14 protein-coding genes are annotated in these 12,967 nt (G+C 73.2%); 9 read left to right on the forward strand and 5 right to left on the reverse strand.

Annotated elements, in window-relative coordinates; translation table 11 throughout:
• Positions 1 to 125 precede the first annotated feature (125 nt).
• On the reverse strand, positions 126 to 425 hold the full coding sequence (locus DQ244_RS15635; RefSeq protein ID WP_113812438.1) for a DUF4193 domain-containing protein: 300 nt from the start codon (positions 423 to 425) through the stop codon (positions 126 to 128).
• Positions 426 to 704: 279 nt separating this feature from the next.
• Here DQ244_RS15635 and DQ244_RS15640 point away from each other — a divergent pair, with 279 nt between their 5' ends.
• Complete coding sequence (locus DQ244_RS15640) at positions 705 to 1,751, forward strand: phosphotransferase family protein (RefSeq protein WP_113812439.1); 1,047 nt, start codon at positions 705 to 707, stop codon at positions 1,749 to 1,751.
• A gap of 65 nt (positions 1,752 to 1,816) precedes the next feature.
• On the forward strand, positions 1,817 to 2,356 hold the full coding sequence (locus tag DQ244_RS15645) for a LytR C-terminal domain-containing protein (RefSeq protein ID WP_113812440.1): 540 nt from the start codon (positions 1,817 to 1,819) through the stop codon (positions 2,354 to 2,356).
• Positions 2,357 to 2,371: 15 nt separating this feature from the next.
• Here the strand turns inward: DQ244_RS15645 and DQ244_RS15650 are convergent, their stop codons facing one another.
• Positions 2,372 to 3,181: an inositol monophosphatase family protein gene (locus DQ244_RS15650; protein WP_113812441.1), complete on the reverse strand. Its 810-nt coding sequence runs from the start codon at positions 3,179 to 3,181 to the stop codon at positions 2,372 to 2,374.
• 98 nt (positions 3,182 to 3,279) lie between these two features.
• On the opposite strand from DQ244_RS15650, the gene ppgK reads away from it, so the two are divergent.
• From ppgK to DQ244_RS15675, 5 genes are all read left to right on the forward strand, one after another.
• A complete protein-coding gene (ppgK, locus tag DQ244_RS15655; RefSeq protein WP_113812442.1) occupies positions 3,280 to 4,023 on the forward strand; it encodes a polyphosphate--glucose phosphotransferase in 744 nt (247 codons plus the stop codon).
• Between the two features lie 271 nt (positions 4,024 to 4,294).
• Positions 4,295 to 5,629: an RNA polymerase sigma factor gene (locus DQ244_RS15660; protein WP_113812443.1), complete on the forward strand. Its 1,335-nt coding sequence runs from the start codon at positions 4,295 to 4,297 to the stop codon at positions 5,627 to 5,629.
• Positions 5,630 to 6,128: 499 nt separating this feature from the next.
• Positions 6,129 to 6,344 carry a hypothetical protein gene (locus DQ244_RS15665; RefSeq protein WP_113812444.1) on the forward strand — a complete coding sequence of 72 codons (216 nt, stop codon included), beginning with the start codon at positions 6,129 to 6,131 and terminating at the stop codon, positions 6,342 to 6,344.
• Positions 6,345 to 6,486: 142 nt separating this feature from the next.
• Complete coding sequence (locus DQ244_RS15670; RefSeq protein ID WP_113812445.1) at positions 6,487 to 8,712, forward strand: VanW family protein; 2,226 nt, start codon at positions 6,487 to 6,489, stop codon at positions 8,710 to 8,712.
• 81 nt (positions 8,713 to 8,793) lie between these two features.
• On the forward strand, positions 8,794 to 9,858 hold the full coding sequence (locus tag DQ244_RS15675; protein ID WP_233491616.1) for a YihY/virulence factor BrkB family protein: 1,065 nt from the start codon (positions 8,794 to 8,796) through the stop codon (positions 9,856 to 9,858).
• Between the two features lie 6 nt (positions 9,859 to 9,864).
• On the opposite strand, the gene DQ244_RS15680 is transcribed toward DQ244_RS15675, so the two are convergent.
• The 3 genes from DQ244_RS15680 to DQ244_RS15690 all read right to left on the reverse strand — a co-directional run bounded on the left by DQ244_RS15680 (position 9,865) and on the right by DQ244_RS15690 (position 11,169).
• A complete protein-coding gene (locus DQ244_RS15680) occupies positions 9,865 to 10,092 on the reverse strand; it encodes a DUF3039 domain-containing protein (RefSeq protein ID WP_113812664.1) in 228 nt (75 codons plus the stop codon).
• A 49-nt stretch (positions 10,093 to 10,141) separates the two neighbouring features.
• The gene (locus tag DQ244_RS15685; RefSeq protein WP_113812446.1) at positions 10,142 to 10,480 is read right to left on the reverse strand and encodes a DUF3099 domain-containing protein; all 339 of its coding nucleotides are present in this window, start codon (positions 10,478 to 10,480) and stop codon (positions 10,142 to 10,144) included.
• 95 nt (positions 10,481 to 10,575) lie between these two features.
• Positions 10,576 to 11,169 (reverse strand): HhH-GPD-type base excision DNA repair protein, encoded by a 594-nt coding sequence (locus tag DQ244_RS15690; RefSeq protein ID WP_113812447.1) that lies wholly within the window; start codon positions 11,167 to 11,169, stop codon positions 10,576 to 10,578.
• Between the two features lie 56 nt (positions 11,170 to 11,225).
• Between DQ244_RS15690 and dtd the strand changes: the two genes are divergently transcribed.
• Positions 11,226 to 11,645 (forward strand): D-aminoacyl-tRNA deacylase, encoded by a 420-nt coding sequence (gene dtd / locus DQ244_RS15695; RefSeq protein WP_369832123.1) that lies wholly within the window; start codon positions 11,226 to 11,228, stop codon positions 11,643 to 11,645.
• A gap of 283 nt (positions 11,646 to 11,928) precedes the next feature.
• A complete protein-coding gene (sigB, locus tag DQ244_RS15700) occupies positions 11,929 to 12,915 on the forward strand; it encodes an RNA polymerase sigma factor SigB (RefSeq protein ID WP_113812449.1) in 987 nt (328 codons plus the stop codon).
• Positions 12,916 to 12,967: the final 52 nt, after the last annotated feature.

Consider the following 12,967-nt stretch of genomic DNA (forward strand, 5'->3'; position numbering starts at 1 on the left):
CGGCCCCCGTGCAGGGCCCCGCCGCGAGCGTGCGAGCGGTGGGGGGCACGGGGGTCCTTCTCGGAACGGCCCCCGTGCAGGGCCCCGCCGCGAGCGTGCGAGCGGTGGGGGGCACGGGGGTCCTTCTAGGCGCAGTCGCGGCAGAAGTGCTGGTTGCCCTTGGTGGAGGTCAGGCGGCTGCGGTGCTGCACGAGGAAGCAGCGCGAGCAGGTGAACTCGTCCTCCTGCTTCGGCAGGACGCGGACGGTGAGCTCCTCGCCGGACAGGTCGGCGCCGGGGAGCTCGAGGTTCTCGTTGAAGTCGGTCTCGTCGACGTCGACCGAGGAGGACTGCGCCTCAGCGCGCCGCGCCTTGAGCTCCTCCAGCGAGTCCTCGCCGAGCTCGTCGGTCTCGTTGCGGCGCGGGGCGTCGTAGTCGGTGGCCATGGGGTGTGCCCCTCCTCCGGGTTTCTCGGGCATCGTGCCCGTTCGTCTGACGCGGCGCCGGATGCGGCGCTGTCGTCGGTCCGGTCGCCGGTGGGCGACCAGTGGTTCGTGTGGCGGGCCCGCTGCTGGGGCTCTCTCCACCGCCGCTCCTCCTCGCAGAGGACCGGCAGGCCCCCCAACGCCGACGGGGCCCGGTTTGTGCCCGACTCCGGAGAGGTGACACCTGGGGCCCGCGAACGGTCGGGCGGGCGGCGGAGCCGCAGAGGTTACCCTGCCGCCGTGGCGACTTCCCCGGGTGCCGATCCAGCCGTCGTGGGCCCTTACCTGGCCTCGGCGCTGGGGCACGAGAAATGGCGTTCGGTCACCGTCGAGCTGATCGCGGCGGGGATGTCCAACCTCACCTACGTGGTCACCCCGGCCGACGGCGACGCGGACGACGCGGTGATCCTCCGGCGCCCGCCGACGGGGGCCGTGCTGGCCACCGCGCACGACATGGCCCGCGAGCACCGGGTGATCTCCGCGCTGGGCCCGACACCCGTGCCGGTGCCGCGCACGCTGCACCTCTGCACCGACCCCGCGGTGCTCGGTGCGCCGTTCTACGTGATGGAGCGGGTCGTCGGGATCCACGTCGTCAGCGAGTTCCCGGCCGGGTACGCCGATGCCCCCGAGCAGCGCCGCGCCATCGGTGAGGCCCTGGTGGACACCCTGGCCGACCTGCACTCCGTCGACCCCGCCGCGGTGGGCCTGGCCGACTTCGGCCGGCCCGAGGGGTTCGCGGCCCGCCAGGTGCGCCGGTGGACCACCCAGTGGGAGGCCACCCGCGACCGCGACCGCCCCGACCTGGACGCGCTGGCCGCCCGGCTGGCGGCCACGGTGCCCGCGAACGCGCGGGCGGGGATCACCCACGGCGACTACCGCCTGGACAACTGCCTGCTCGACCCGTCCGAGCCCGGCCGCATCCGCGCCGTCCTGGACTGGGAGATGTCGACGCTGGGCGATCCGCTCACCGACATCGGGATGATGTTCGTCTACTGGCCCGAGGCCGGGGAGCACCGTCCCTCGACGCTCAGCCCGGTGACGACGCTGCCCGGCTTCCCGACCCGGCTCGAGGTCGCCGAGCGCTACGCGGCGCGCACCGGCACGGACCTGTCGGACCTCAACTGGTACGTGGGGTTCGCCTTCTTCAAGTTCGCCGCCATCATCGCCGGGATCCTGGCCCGCTCGGCCGCCGGGGCGATGGCCGGCAAGGACACCAGCGGGTACGCCGAGCGGATCGGCCCCTGCGTCGAGCTGGGACGCGCCGCTCTGGAGGACGGTGCGATCTAGGAGCGCGCCGCGCCCCTAAGCTCCTGGCGTCAACCGTCCCGCGGGACCTCGTCGAGGAGATCGCAGTGACCGAGCGCACCGCCGCCCGTCCCTCGGTGCGCCCCCGGAGCGGTCGCCGGCCGCTTCCGCCGCTGATCTTCCTGCTGGTGCTGGCCGTCGCTGCGGGCGCCGTGTGGTGGACCGTCGTCCGCCAGGACCGCGCCCGTCAGGCGGAGGAGGCCGCCGCCTGCGCGAGCGCGGAGGAGGCGCCGCCCGCGCTGGACCCCGGAACCGTGTCGGTGCGCGTCTACAACGCCACCGACGAGCCGGGCCTGGCCCAGACCGTGTCGGAGGACCTGGCCGCCCGTGGGTTCACGGTCGGCGAGGTCGCCAACGACCGGAGCGAGCGGGAGGTCGAGGGCGTGGGCGAGGTCCGGTTCGGCTCCCGCGGTCGTGACCAGGCCCGGTTCATGGAGGCGTACCTGCCCGGTGTGAACGAGCACCAGGACACCCGCGCCACGGCCGAGGTCGACCTGGTGCTCGGTCCGGACTTCACCGCGCTGGCCACCCCCGAGGAGGTCACGGCCGCGATCGAGGAAGGCGCCGACGCCCCGATCGGCTGCTGACCGGTCGCGCCCGGGTCACGGGTGCAGCTCGGACACCAGGTCCTGGAACGCCCCGGCCACCGACGGCGCGACGGCGACCACCATCGGCTCCCCCACCGGCGCCTCCCGGAGCCCGGTCACCACGGCACCCGCCTCGGCGGCGACGAGCGCTCCGGCGGCGAAGTCCCAGGGGTTGAGGTCCAGCTCGAAGTAGGCGTCGACCCGATTAGCGGCGACCGCGCAGAGGTCCAGGGCCGCGCTGCCGAACCGCCGGATGTCGCGCACCCGCGGCAGCAGCTCGGCGACGACCAGACCCTGGGCCCGACGCTGCTCGACCCGGTAGCCGAACCCGGTCGCGACGAGGGTCTGCTCCAGCGACGGCGGCCGCCCGGGGCGGAGCTGCCGCGGCGGGCGGCCCGGGGCGGACAGCCACGCCCCCTCCCCCGCCGCGGCGGTGAAGAGCTCGCCGGTGGCGACGTTGAGGACCGCACCCGCCCGGACGACGCCGTGCACCTCCGCGGCGACCGAGACGCCGTAGGCCGGGACGTCGTACAGGAAGTTCACGGTGCCGTCGATGGGGTCGACGATCCACCGGACGCCGCTGGTGCCCTCGCGCGCAGCGCCCTCCTCCCCCAGGACGCCGTCGTCCGGGCGGGCGGTCAGCAGCCGCCCGACGAGCAGCTCCTCGCTGGCGGCGTCGACCGCCGTGACGACGTCGACCGGGCTGGACTTGGTGCCGACGTGCTCACCCGCGCCGTCCCGCCCGCGGGCGACGAGCGCGGCCGCCTCGCGGGCCGCCGACACGGCCAGCGCGAGCAGCTCGGACGGCGCCGGTTCCGAAGTCATGACGGCGATCGTGCCTCAGCGACCGGCCCCCTCGCAGGGGCCCGCTAAGCGCCTGCGAGCGGCGGGGGGCGAGGGGGTCCTTCTACTACTGTGTCCGCGTGCAGGGCTTCGGAGTGGACATCGGCGGCAGCGGCATCAAGGGGTGCCTGGTCGACCTGGACGAGGGACGGCTGATCGGCGAGCGCGTGCGGATCGAGACGCCGCAGCCCTCGCTGCCGGAGTCGGTCTACGGGGTGGTCGCCACCATCGTCGAGTCCTTCGGCTGGGACGGTCAGGTGGGCGTCACGTTCCCCGGCGTCATGAAGGCCGGCGTGGCGCACACGGCCGCCAACGTCGACAAGAGCTGGATCGGCACCGACGTGGACGCCGGTCTGGAGGCGCGCATCGCCGGCTCGGTGCAGACGCTGAACGACGCCGACGCCGCCGGCCTGGCCGAGATGCGCTACGGCGCCGGCCGGGGCCGTGGCGGCGTGGTGCTGATGCTCACGTTCGGGACGGGCATCGGCAGCGCCCTGTTCGTCGACGGGCGCCTGGTGCCCAACACCGAGTTCGGGCACATCCAGGTCGACGGCGAGGACGGCGAGCGGCGGGCCTCGGCCGCCGCTCGCGAGCGCGAGGAGCTCGGCTACCCGGAGTGGGCGCTGCGGGTCGACCGCTACCTCGACGTGCTCGAGGCCGGCCTGTGGCCCGACCTGATCATCGTGGGCGGCGGGGTGAGCAGGAAGGCGCACAAGTGGGTGCCCCTGCTGAGCACGCGCACGCCGGTCGTGCCGGCCGAGCTGCAGAACGACGCCGGGATCGTGGGCGCCGCCCTGGCCGCCGTGGAACGACTGGCCCCCTGAGCAAGCCCCCCTCACCCGGGCGGGGCAGACCGGCCCGCCCCGTCGGAGCGAGGGTCCTGGATCCGGGGCGATGGTTTCGGCAGGAAACGCCGTTACAATGGTGAAGCCCCAGCCCGTCGCCCTTCCAGCCGGGAGGGATCCCCTGCACCCTTCGCGGCCAAACGCCGCACGGGTCTGCCGGGTCCTCCCCCGCCCGGGGCGCTGGCCGGAGCCGCTGCCCGCGGACCACACGGTCCCCCGGGGAACGAACCCAGTACGGGAAGGAACCTGAGTGCCCGCCGACCAGCCAGCACCGGAAGCAGCCGCCGCGAGCACCAGCCCGCGCGCCAGGACGGCCGCCACCGGTACCCGTGCCAAGAAGGCGGCCGCCGAGCCGGCTTCCGCTCGGAAGAAGGCCCCGGCCAAGACCGCCGCCGCCAAGAGCCGCACCAAGCCGGCGATCACCCCGTCCGCGAGCGCTGGCGAGGGCACCGTCCTCACCGCCGTCGCGTCCGACGGTGCCACCGTCGCCGTCGTGGCCGCCGGCACCGAGGGCCTCAAGCTGGACGAGACGGTCGTCGCGGGTACCGACGGCCCCGAGGCCGAGGCGCCCGCCGCCGAGGAGGCCGCCTCCGGCGACTTCGAGTGGGACGAGGAGGAGGAGTCCGAGGCGCTGCGCCAGGCGCGCAAGGACGCCGAGCTCACCGCCTCGGCCGACTCCGTCCGCGCCTACCTCAAGCAGATCGGCAAGGTCGCGCTCCTCAACGCCGAGGAGGAGGTCGACCTCGCCAAGCGGATCGAGGCCGGTCTCTACGGCTCCGAGCGCCTGCGCCAGGTCGAGGAGGAGAACCAGAAGCTGTCGCCGCAGATGCGCCGCGACCTCAACTGGATCGTCCGCGACGGCGAGCGCGCCAAGAACCACCTGCTCGAGGCCAACCTGCGTCTCGTCGTCTCCCTGGCCAAGCGCTACACCGGCCGCGGCATGGCGTTCCTGGACCTGATCCAGGAGGGCAACCTCGGTCTGATCCGCGCGGTCGAGAAGTTCGACTACACCAAGGGCTACAAGTTCTCGACCTACGCGACGTGGTGGATCCGCCAGGCCATCACCCGCGCCATGGCCGACCAGGCCCGCACCATCCGCATCCCGGTGCACATGGTCGAGGTCATCAACAAGCTCGGCCGCATACAGCGCGAGCTGCTCCAGGACCTGGGCCGCGAGCCCACCCCGGAGGAGCTGGCCAAGGAGATGGACATCACCCCGGACAAGGTGCTGGAGATCCAGCAGTACGCCCGGGAGCCCATCAGCCTCGACCAGACCATCGGCGACGAGGGCGACAGCCAGCTCGGTGACTTCATCGAGGACTCGGAGGCCGTCGTGGCGGTCGACGCGGTCAGCTTCACCCTCATGCAGGACCAGCTGACCAGCGTGCTGCAGACCCTCTCCGAGCGGGAGGCCGGCGTCGTCCGGCTGCGGTTCGGCCTCACCGACGGCCAGCCGCGCACCCTCGACGAGATCGGCCAGGTCTACGGCGTGACGCGCGAGCGGATCCGCCAGATCGAGTCGAAGACGATGTCGAAGCTGCGGCACCCCAGCCGCTCGCAGGTCCTGCGGGACTATCTCGACTGACGTCCTCCGGACGTCACCGCGGCCAGGTGCCGTCCCCCACGTGCGCTGAGCCGCTGCTTCGCCCCTGCGCGGACCCCTCCGGGGCCCGCTCGGGACGAACGCGGCGCTCACGTCCGGGGGACGCGCCTGGCCGTGGTGCTTTCACGAACGTCCCCCTTACGGGGCAGCACATGGTGTCGGTTGGGTGACGAGCGGTGTAGGCCGACACCTGTCGGGTAGACGGCGTAGCGTGGGAGAGGCAAGGACAGCAGAGGACCGACGGTCGTTCCGGTCTCCCACCCGGGGCTCCGACGACGACCAGTACGTGCACCACCCGTAAGACTCCAGGACGTCCCCTGCTGGACCCGACCGCGGTGCACCGTCGGTCACGGACTCATCTCTTTCGGCGAGTCCGCGGCCTTCACATCCGGAACGGGAACACGAGGGGTCATCCTGGCGCTGTGCAGGAGGCCGATCCGCAGCCGCGGGTCCGTGCGGTTAGAGAGCGAGTGATGACCAGATGACCCAGACGCTGACGACGACCCCCGCCGCCGACGACCTGGTCGTGCCCTTCCACTGCGACCGTTGTGGCGCCCTGGCCAAGGTCCGTGTCGTGCTCGCCAGCGGTAGCGACCTCGTGTTCTGCGGGCACCACGCCCGGGAGTACGAGAGCAAGCTCCGCGACATCGCCGTCGACATCATCGACACAGAGGGCGAGCAGCGCGTGACCGCGTGAGAGAGGCGATATCGTCGCGACCGCGATGACCGCCTCACCTGACGACGCCGCCGCGTCCGACTCCCCGCCTCGTGCGGGCGTCGGGCCGGCGGCTCCGTCGTCTCCGGGGACCCCCGGCACGCGGCGACCGGAGGAAGCCCCCATGTCACAGCAGTACCCGGCGTCGGACGAGACCGTCCGCATGCCAGCCGACGGCGGCGGCCAGCGCTCGGCGCCGTCGGTGCCCGCGCAGGGCTTCGGTGAGGAGCCCGACGACACCCGCCCGGTCAGCCGGGACTGGCAGAGCGGTGCGCCCGAGAAGGCAGCGCCCGAGCCCGCAGCCCCCGAGCCCGCAGCCCCCGCGCCGGCATCGCCCGAGCGGGCGGTGTCCGGGGTCGCGCCGACCGAGCCGGTGGAGACCGCTCCCGCGGCCGACCCCGCGCCGTCCGCCGCCGCGCAGTTCCAGAACGGCGAGACCCAGCGGATCGACCTGGTCGACGACGACGCCACCGGCCGGACCGCCGTCGTCCCACCCCTCGGCGAGGGCACCTCCTCCCCCGCCGACGTCCCTCCGCCCGCCCAGGAGGCGCCCACGGGTCCCCGCGGCCCCTGGTGGCGCCGGAGGGCCGTGCTGGTGCCCGCGGGCGCGGTGGCCGTCCTGGCAGCGGTCTACGGCGTCGACCTGGCGATCTCCTCCGGTGACATCCCTCGCTCCACGGTGGTGGCCGGGATCGAGATCGGCGGCCTCTCCCCCGCCTCGGCCGCGGCCACGCTGGAGCAGCGGCTGGCCGAACGCGTCTCCGCCGAGCACCAGGTGCGCGCGGACGACGTCGAGGTCCCCTTCGCGCCGGTGACCGCAGGCATCGCGCTGGACGTCGACGCGACCGTGGACGCCGCGGACGACCAGCCCCTCAACCCCTGGACCCGGCTGACCAGCTTCTTCACCGAGCGGCCGGTGGACGCCGTGCTCACCGGTGAGGACACCGCCCTGGCCGCCCAGATGGACACCCTGGGCGAGCAGGTGGACCGCGCGCCTGCGAACGCGACGATCGCGATCGAGGGCACCACGGCGTCGGTCGTGCCGCCCCTGGACGGGCGCACCCTGGACCGTGACGGCGCCGCCGACGCGATCCTCGACGCCCTCGCCGCCGGCCAGGACCCCGCCACCCCGATCGAGCTCCCCGTCGACGTCGAGCAGGTGTCCGTCGACGAGGCCGAGGCGCAGCGGGTGCTCGACGAGACGGTCACCCCCGCGCTGTCGGCCCCGGTGGGCATCGTCAGCCAGGACGGCGCCGTCTCCGCGGAGGTCCCGGTGACCGCGATCGCCGCCTCCCTCGTCTTCACCCCCGGCGAGGACGGGACGCTGTCGGTCGACGTCGACCCGGCGAAGCTGCAGGGTGCGCTCGGCGACGAGCTCGGCCGCTTCGGCACGCCGGCGAAGGACGCGGGCTTCGAGGTCTCCGGCGGGGCGGTGTCGGTCATCCCCTCGGTCGAGGGCACCGGCATCGACCCGGCGAACCTCTCCGAGCAGCTGCTGGGCGTGCTCACCGCGGACGCGCCGCGCACGGTCACCGCCGAGCTGGGACCGATCCCGGCCGACCTGACGACCGAGGAGGCCCAGGCGCTGGGCATCAAGGAGCAGGTCAGCACCTTCACGACCCGCATCAGCAACCCGGTCAGCGGCACCAACATCCGGGTGGCCGCGGCCGAGGTGGACGGCGCGCTGATCCTGCCGGGCGAGACCTTCAGCCTGAACGACTACACCGGCCCGCGCGGGACCGCGCAGGGCTACGTCGAGGCCACGGTCATCAGCGGCGGTCAGCTGTCCAAGGCCGTGGGCGGCGGCGTGAGCCAGTTCGCCACCACGATGTTCAACGCGGTCTTCTTCGCCGGCCTCGAGGACGTCTACCACAAGCCGCACAGCTTCTACATCGATCGCTACCCCGCCGGCCGCGAGGCGACGGTCTACGAGGGCCTGATCGACCTGCAGTGGCGCAACGACACCGACACCGGCATCTACGTCGACACCGCCTGGACGCCGGGCTCGCTCACCGTCACCTTCTACGGCACCAAGCGCTACGAGATCCAGGCCATCGAGGGCCCGCGGACCAACTTCCGGGAGCCGGCGGTGCTCGAGAAGCCCGCGGGTGACAACTGCATCCCGCAGTCGGGCGTGCGCGGTTTCGACGTGACCGTCACCCGGGTCTTCCGCGACCTGGGCAGCGGCTCGGAGATCAGGCGCGAGGAGTTCCGCACCCGGTACGCCGCCGAGGCGGTGCTGCGGTGCGTCGCGCCCCCGGCCCCGACGGCGCCCGCGCCCGAGGGCACCCCGCCGGCGGCTCCGTCGTCCACCGGCGGTCGCCGTCCCGGCCGTTCCGGAGGCGCCTGACCGGGTCCCGCGCGCCCGGCGCCCGCCGGCGTCGGGAAGCGGCGCGACGGCCCCGGCCGTCGCGACGTGCACACTGTCGTCGTGAGCGCCGTCCTGCCCAGCGGCCCGGCCGCACCGGCCGGGACGGACCCCGCACGGGCCGGCGACGACCTCGCGGCTTCCGGCGCCACGCGCGCCGAGCTCCCGGCGCCGTCCCGGATGCGGCGCTGGCCGGCGGTCCTGCGCGTCCCGCTGCAGGTGCTCGGCCGGGCCGTCGCCAAGGCGTGGCAGGACCGCATCCTCGGGCTGTCGGCCGAGGCCGCGTTCTGGCAGATCCTGTCGATCCCGCCGCTGCTCATCGGGCTGCTCGGATCGCTGGGCTACCTGGGCGACGTCATCGGCGGGGAGGCCGTCCGCCAGATCGAGGACCGCCTGCTGGCCGCCTCGGCGGAGGCGCTGACCCCGGGCGTGGTCGACTCCCTGGTCGCGCCGACCCTCGCCGACATCCTCGGCTCCGGCCGCCTCGACGTGGTCAGCCTCGGCTTCCTGCTGTCCCTGTGGGCGGGGTCCTCGGCCACCGCCACGTTCATGAACACGATCGTCATCGCCTACGACCAGCGGGACGTGCGCGGGCCCATCCGGACCCGGCTGAAGGCGCTCTGGCTGTTCGTCGTCGGCATGGTCATGGCGGTGCTGACGCTGCCGCTCCTGGTGCTCGGCCGCGAGGTGCTCGTCTCGCTGGCACCGCCGGACTGGCGCGCGACCACCGGGATGCTCATCGACGCCGTCTACTGGCCGGTGGTCCTGATCGGGCTGCTGCTGGCGCTGACCAGCTTCTTCCACGTGGTGCTGCCGCACCGGCTGCCGTGGCGCCGGCACCTGCCCGGCGCGCTGCTCGCCCTCGGCTTCTTCCTGGTGGCGGCCACGCTGCTGCGCGCCTACATCGGCGACATCCTGACCACGGCGCTGCCCTACGGCGCGCTCGCGGCTCCGATCGGCGCCCTGCTGTTCTGCTTCTTCTTCGGCATGGCCGTGCTGCTCGGCGCCGAGCTCAACACGACCATCCAGGCGCGGTGGCCGGCCCCGCTGAGCCGGCACGACCGCCGGCGGCGGGCGCGGCGCGCCGCCAAGCTCGAGGAGGAGGCGCGCCGGCTCGGCCTGCGGTGACGCCGCCTACTTCTTGAGCTGGTTGTAGATCTCCTTGCAGGCCGGGCACACCGGGCTGCCGGGCTTCGGGCTCTTGGTCACCGGGAAGACCTCGCCGCACAGCGCCTCGACCATCGTGCCCATCACGGCGCTCTCGGCGATCTTGTTCTTCCGCACGTAGTGGAAGACCTCGTCGGCGTTGCCGGTGTCGGCGTCGCGGACGTCCGGGCGCTCGAGGATGTCGCTGCTGCTCATGCCGACCATGATGGCAGCAACGAGCCGGCCACCGGGGCGAGACCTCGGGTCAGACGTCGATGATCCGCGTCGAGCGCGCGGGGTTCTCCAGCATCCGGTCCGGCGGCGGCGTGTAGCTGCGCACGTCCGTCTTCTTCTTCGGCGGCCGGTCGTTGGCCATCATCACGGCGACCCACGGCAGGACCGTCCCCAGGATCACGAAGATGATCATCAGCCAGACGACCTTGTAGAAGACGGCGGCCAGGATCAGGGCGATGGTGCGGGTGAGCATCGTGAGCGCGTAGCGCCGCTTCCGGGCCGCGTGCTGGTCGGCCATGCTCGGCGCGGCACCGGTGATGAGCACCGGCTCCGACCTGCGTGACCGCGGGGACTGCTGGCTCGAGGCCACGGGCACCTTCCCTCTGCCGGCCGGGTCGCTCGGAGGCGCTCCCGGACCGTTCCCATGGTGCCACCGGATCGGCGACGGGCGGCGGGCCGGCCGGATCAGCCGGCCGGGTCCTGGCGGGCCGCCTTCGCGGCCTGCTTCTGCTCCTGCTTGAAGGCCCGGACCTCGACCAGCGACTGCGGGCCGGTGATGTCGGCGACCGAGCGTCGCGAGCCGTCGGTGCCGTAGTCGCCGGCGGCCTCGCGCCAGCCCGGCGGCGTGACCCCGTACTGCTTGCCGAGCAGCGCCAGGAAGATCTTCGACTTCTGCGTCCCGAAGCCGGGCAGCGCGTTGAGCCGCTTCAGCAGCGCTGCACCGGTCGGCCCGTCGGCCCACAGGCCGGTCACCTCGCCGCCGTACTGCTCGACGAGCGCGCGGCAGACCTCCTGGGCGCGGCCGGCCATGGACCCGGGGTAGCGGTGCAGCGCCGGCGGCCCCTGGAAGACGCGCACCAGCTCCTCGGGGTCCATCGCCGCGATCCGCTCGGCCGACAGCGTGTCCACGCCGAGCCGGTCGGCCAGCAGCCGCGGGGCACCGAAGGCGCGCTCCATGGGGAACTGCTGGTCCAGCAGCATCCCGATCAGCAGCGCGAGCGGGTCACGGCTGAGCAGCTCGTCGGCTGCCGGGTCCTGGGCGATGGTCAGGTTCGGCATGCCGCAGATCCTGCCGCACCGGGTGGATGCTGGAGGATGCGCAGGTGCGAGCCGTCGTGAGCCGAGTCAGTACAGCCGCTGTAACCGTCGACGACGAGGTCGTCGGCGACATCGGCGCCGGGTTGCTGTCACTGGTCGGAGTGGGCCGGCACGACGACGTCGCCGCAGCGCACGCCCTGGCGCGGAAGATCCACGAGCTGCGGATCTTCCCCGGTGAGGAGGGTCAGGTGTCGGCCGCCGACCTGGGCCTGCCGGTGCTGGTGGTCAGCCAGTTCACCCTCTACGCCGACACCCGCAAGGGCCGGCGCCCGTCGTGGCAGGACGCCGCCCCCGGCGAGCTGGCCGAGCCGCTGGTCGACGAGGTCGTGGCCGAGCTGCGCCGGCGCGGAGCCGTCGTCGCGACCGGACGGTTCGGGGCCAGCATGCGCGTCGCGTCGGTCAACGAGGGCCCGATGACCCTGCTCCTGGAGGTCTGACCTCGGCGGACGCGTCGGTCCGAATCACATGTCTGGGACTCGTCACGGCCGGGTACCGGACGGTGACCGAAGACACTCCCTGCCGGTTTCCTGTGAAGGGCGGGTTCCTGGAACACCAGGCACCCCGGCGGCCGTTGTGCAGGGCGTACCACACCGGACAGAGAAGGGCGGGACCGGCCGGCGACCCCGATGCCGATCCCCCGCCGAACGCCTGGATGACCTTCCGTCGCCCACCGATGCCCGGCGGATGCATCCGAATCCAAGGCAAGGACGAAGACCCATCGTGACGCTGCTGCAGTCTTCCCCCACCGACACGCTCGACGTGCGCTCCCCGCGCCGCGAGCCCGACGCGAGCGGTCTGGTCTCCACCGACCTCGTGCGCGTCTACCTGAACACCATCGGCAAGACCGCGCTGCTCACCGCCGAGCAGGAGGTGGAGCTGGCCAAGCGAATCGAGGCCGGTCTGTACGCCGAGCGGCTGCTGGGCGAGAAGAAGGACCTCACCGCCGCCCGCAAGCGCGACTACAAGATCCTGGCCACCGACGGCAAGGCCGCCAAGGCCCACCTGCTGGAGGCCAACCTGCGGCTCGTCGTCTCGGTCGCCAAGCGCTACACCGGGCACGGCATGACGTTCCTGGACCTCATCCAGGAGGGGAACGTCGGCCTGATCCGTGCGGTCGAGAAGTTCGACTACACCAAGGGCTTCAAGTTCTCGACCTACGCGACCTGGTGGATCCGCCAGGCCATCACCCGCGCCATGGCGGACTCCGGCCGGACGATCCGGCTGCCCGTCCACCTGGCCGAGCAGGTCAACAAGGTCGTGCGCACCCGCCGGCGCATGCACCAGGAGCTCGAGCGGGAGCCCACCGCCGAGGAGCTCGGTCTCGAGCTGGACATGCCCGAGGCCCGGATCACCGAGCTCCTCGAGTACAGCCGCGACCTGGTGAGCCTGGACCAGACCGTCGGCACCGACGAGGAGTCCCGGCTGGGTGACTTCATCGAGGACGCCGACGCCGCGGTCGCCGAGGACGCGGTCGCCTTCCAGATGATGAAGGGCGACGTCCGGCACGTGCTGGACACGCTCGAGGAGCGGGAGCGCGACGTCGTCATCCTGCGCTTCGGGCTGGACGGCGCTCAGCCCCGCACCCTGGAGCAGATCGGCAAGCAGTTCGGTCTGTCCCGCGAGCGGGTCCGCCAGATCGAGCGCGAGACGATGGCCAAGCTGCGCGACCCGCAGCGCGCCGACGCCCTCCGCGACTACCTGGCCTGACAGCCCCACCACGACGGGCCGCCTCCTCCGGGAGGCGGCCCGTCGTGCGTCC

It is taken from the genome of Blastococcus sp. TBT05-19, assembly GCF_003319095.1.
Classification (GTDB): Bacteria; Actinomycetota; Actinomycetes; order Mycobacteriales; family Geodermatophilaceae; genus Blastococcus.

Bases quoted from the DNA above. Each gene is read 5' to 3' on its own strand.
- DQ244_RS15635 (WP_113812438.1), bottom strand. From the start codon at position 425: ATGGCCACCGACTACGACGCCCCGCGCCGCAACGAGACCGACGAGCTC.
- DQ244_RS15650 (WP_113812441.1), bottom strand. From the start codon at position 3,181: ATGACTTCGGAACCGGCGCCGTCCGAGCTGCTCGCGCTGGCCGTGTCG.
- DQ244_RS15665 (WP_113812444.1), top strand. From the start codon at position 6,129: ATGACCCAGACGCTGACGACGACCCCCGCCGCCGACGACCTGGTCGTG.
- DQ244_RS15670 (WP_113812445.1), top strand. From the start codon at position 6,487: ATGTCACAGCAGTACCCGGCGTCGGACGAGACCGTCCGCATGCCAGCC.
- DQ244_RS15680 (WP_113812664.1), bottom strand. From the start codon at position 10,092: ATGAGCAGCAGCGACATCCTCGAGCGCCCGGACGTCCGCGACGCCGAC.
- DQ244_RS15690 (WP_113812447.1), bottom strand. From the start codon at position 11,169: ATGCCGAACCTGACCATCGCCCAGGACCCGGCAGCCGACGAGCTGCTC.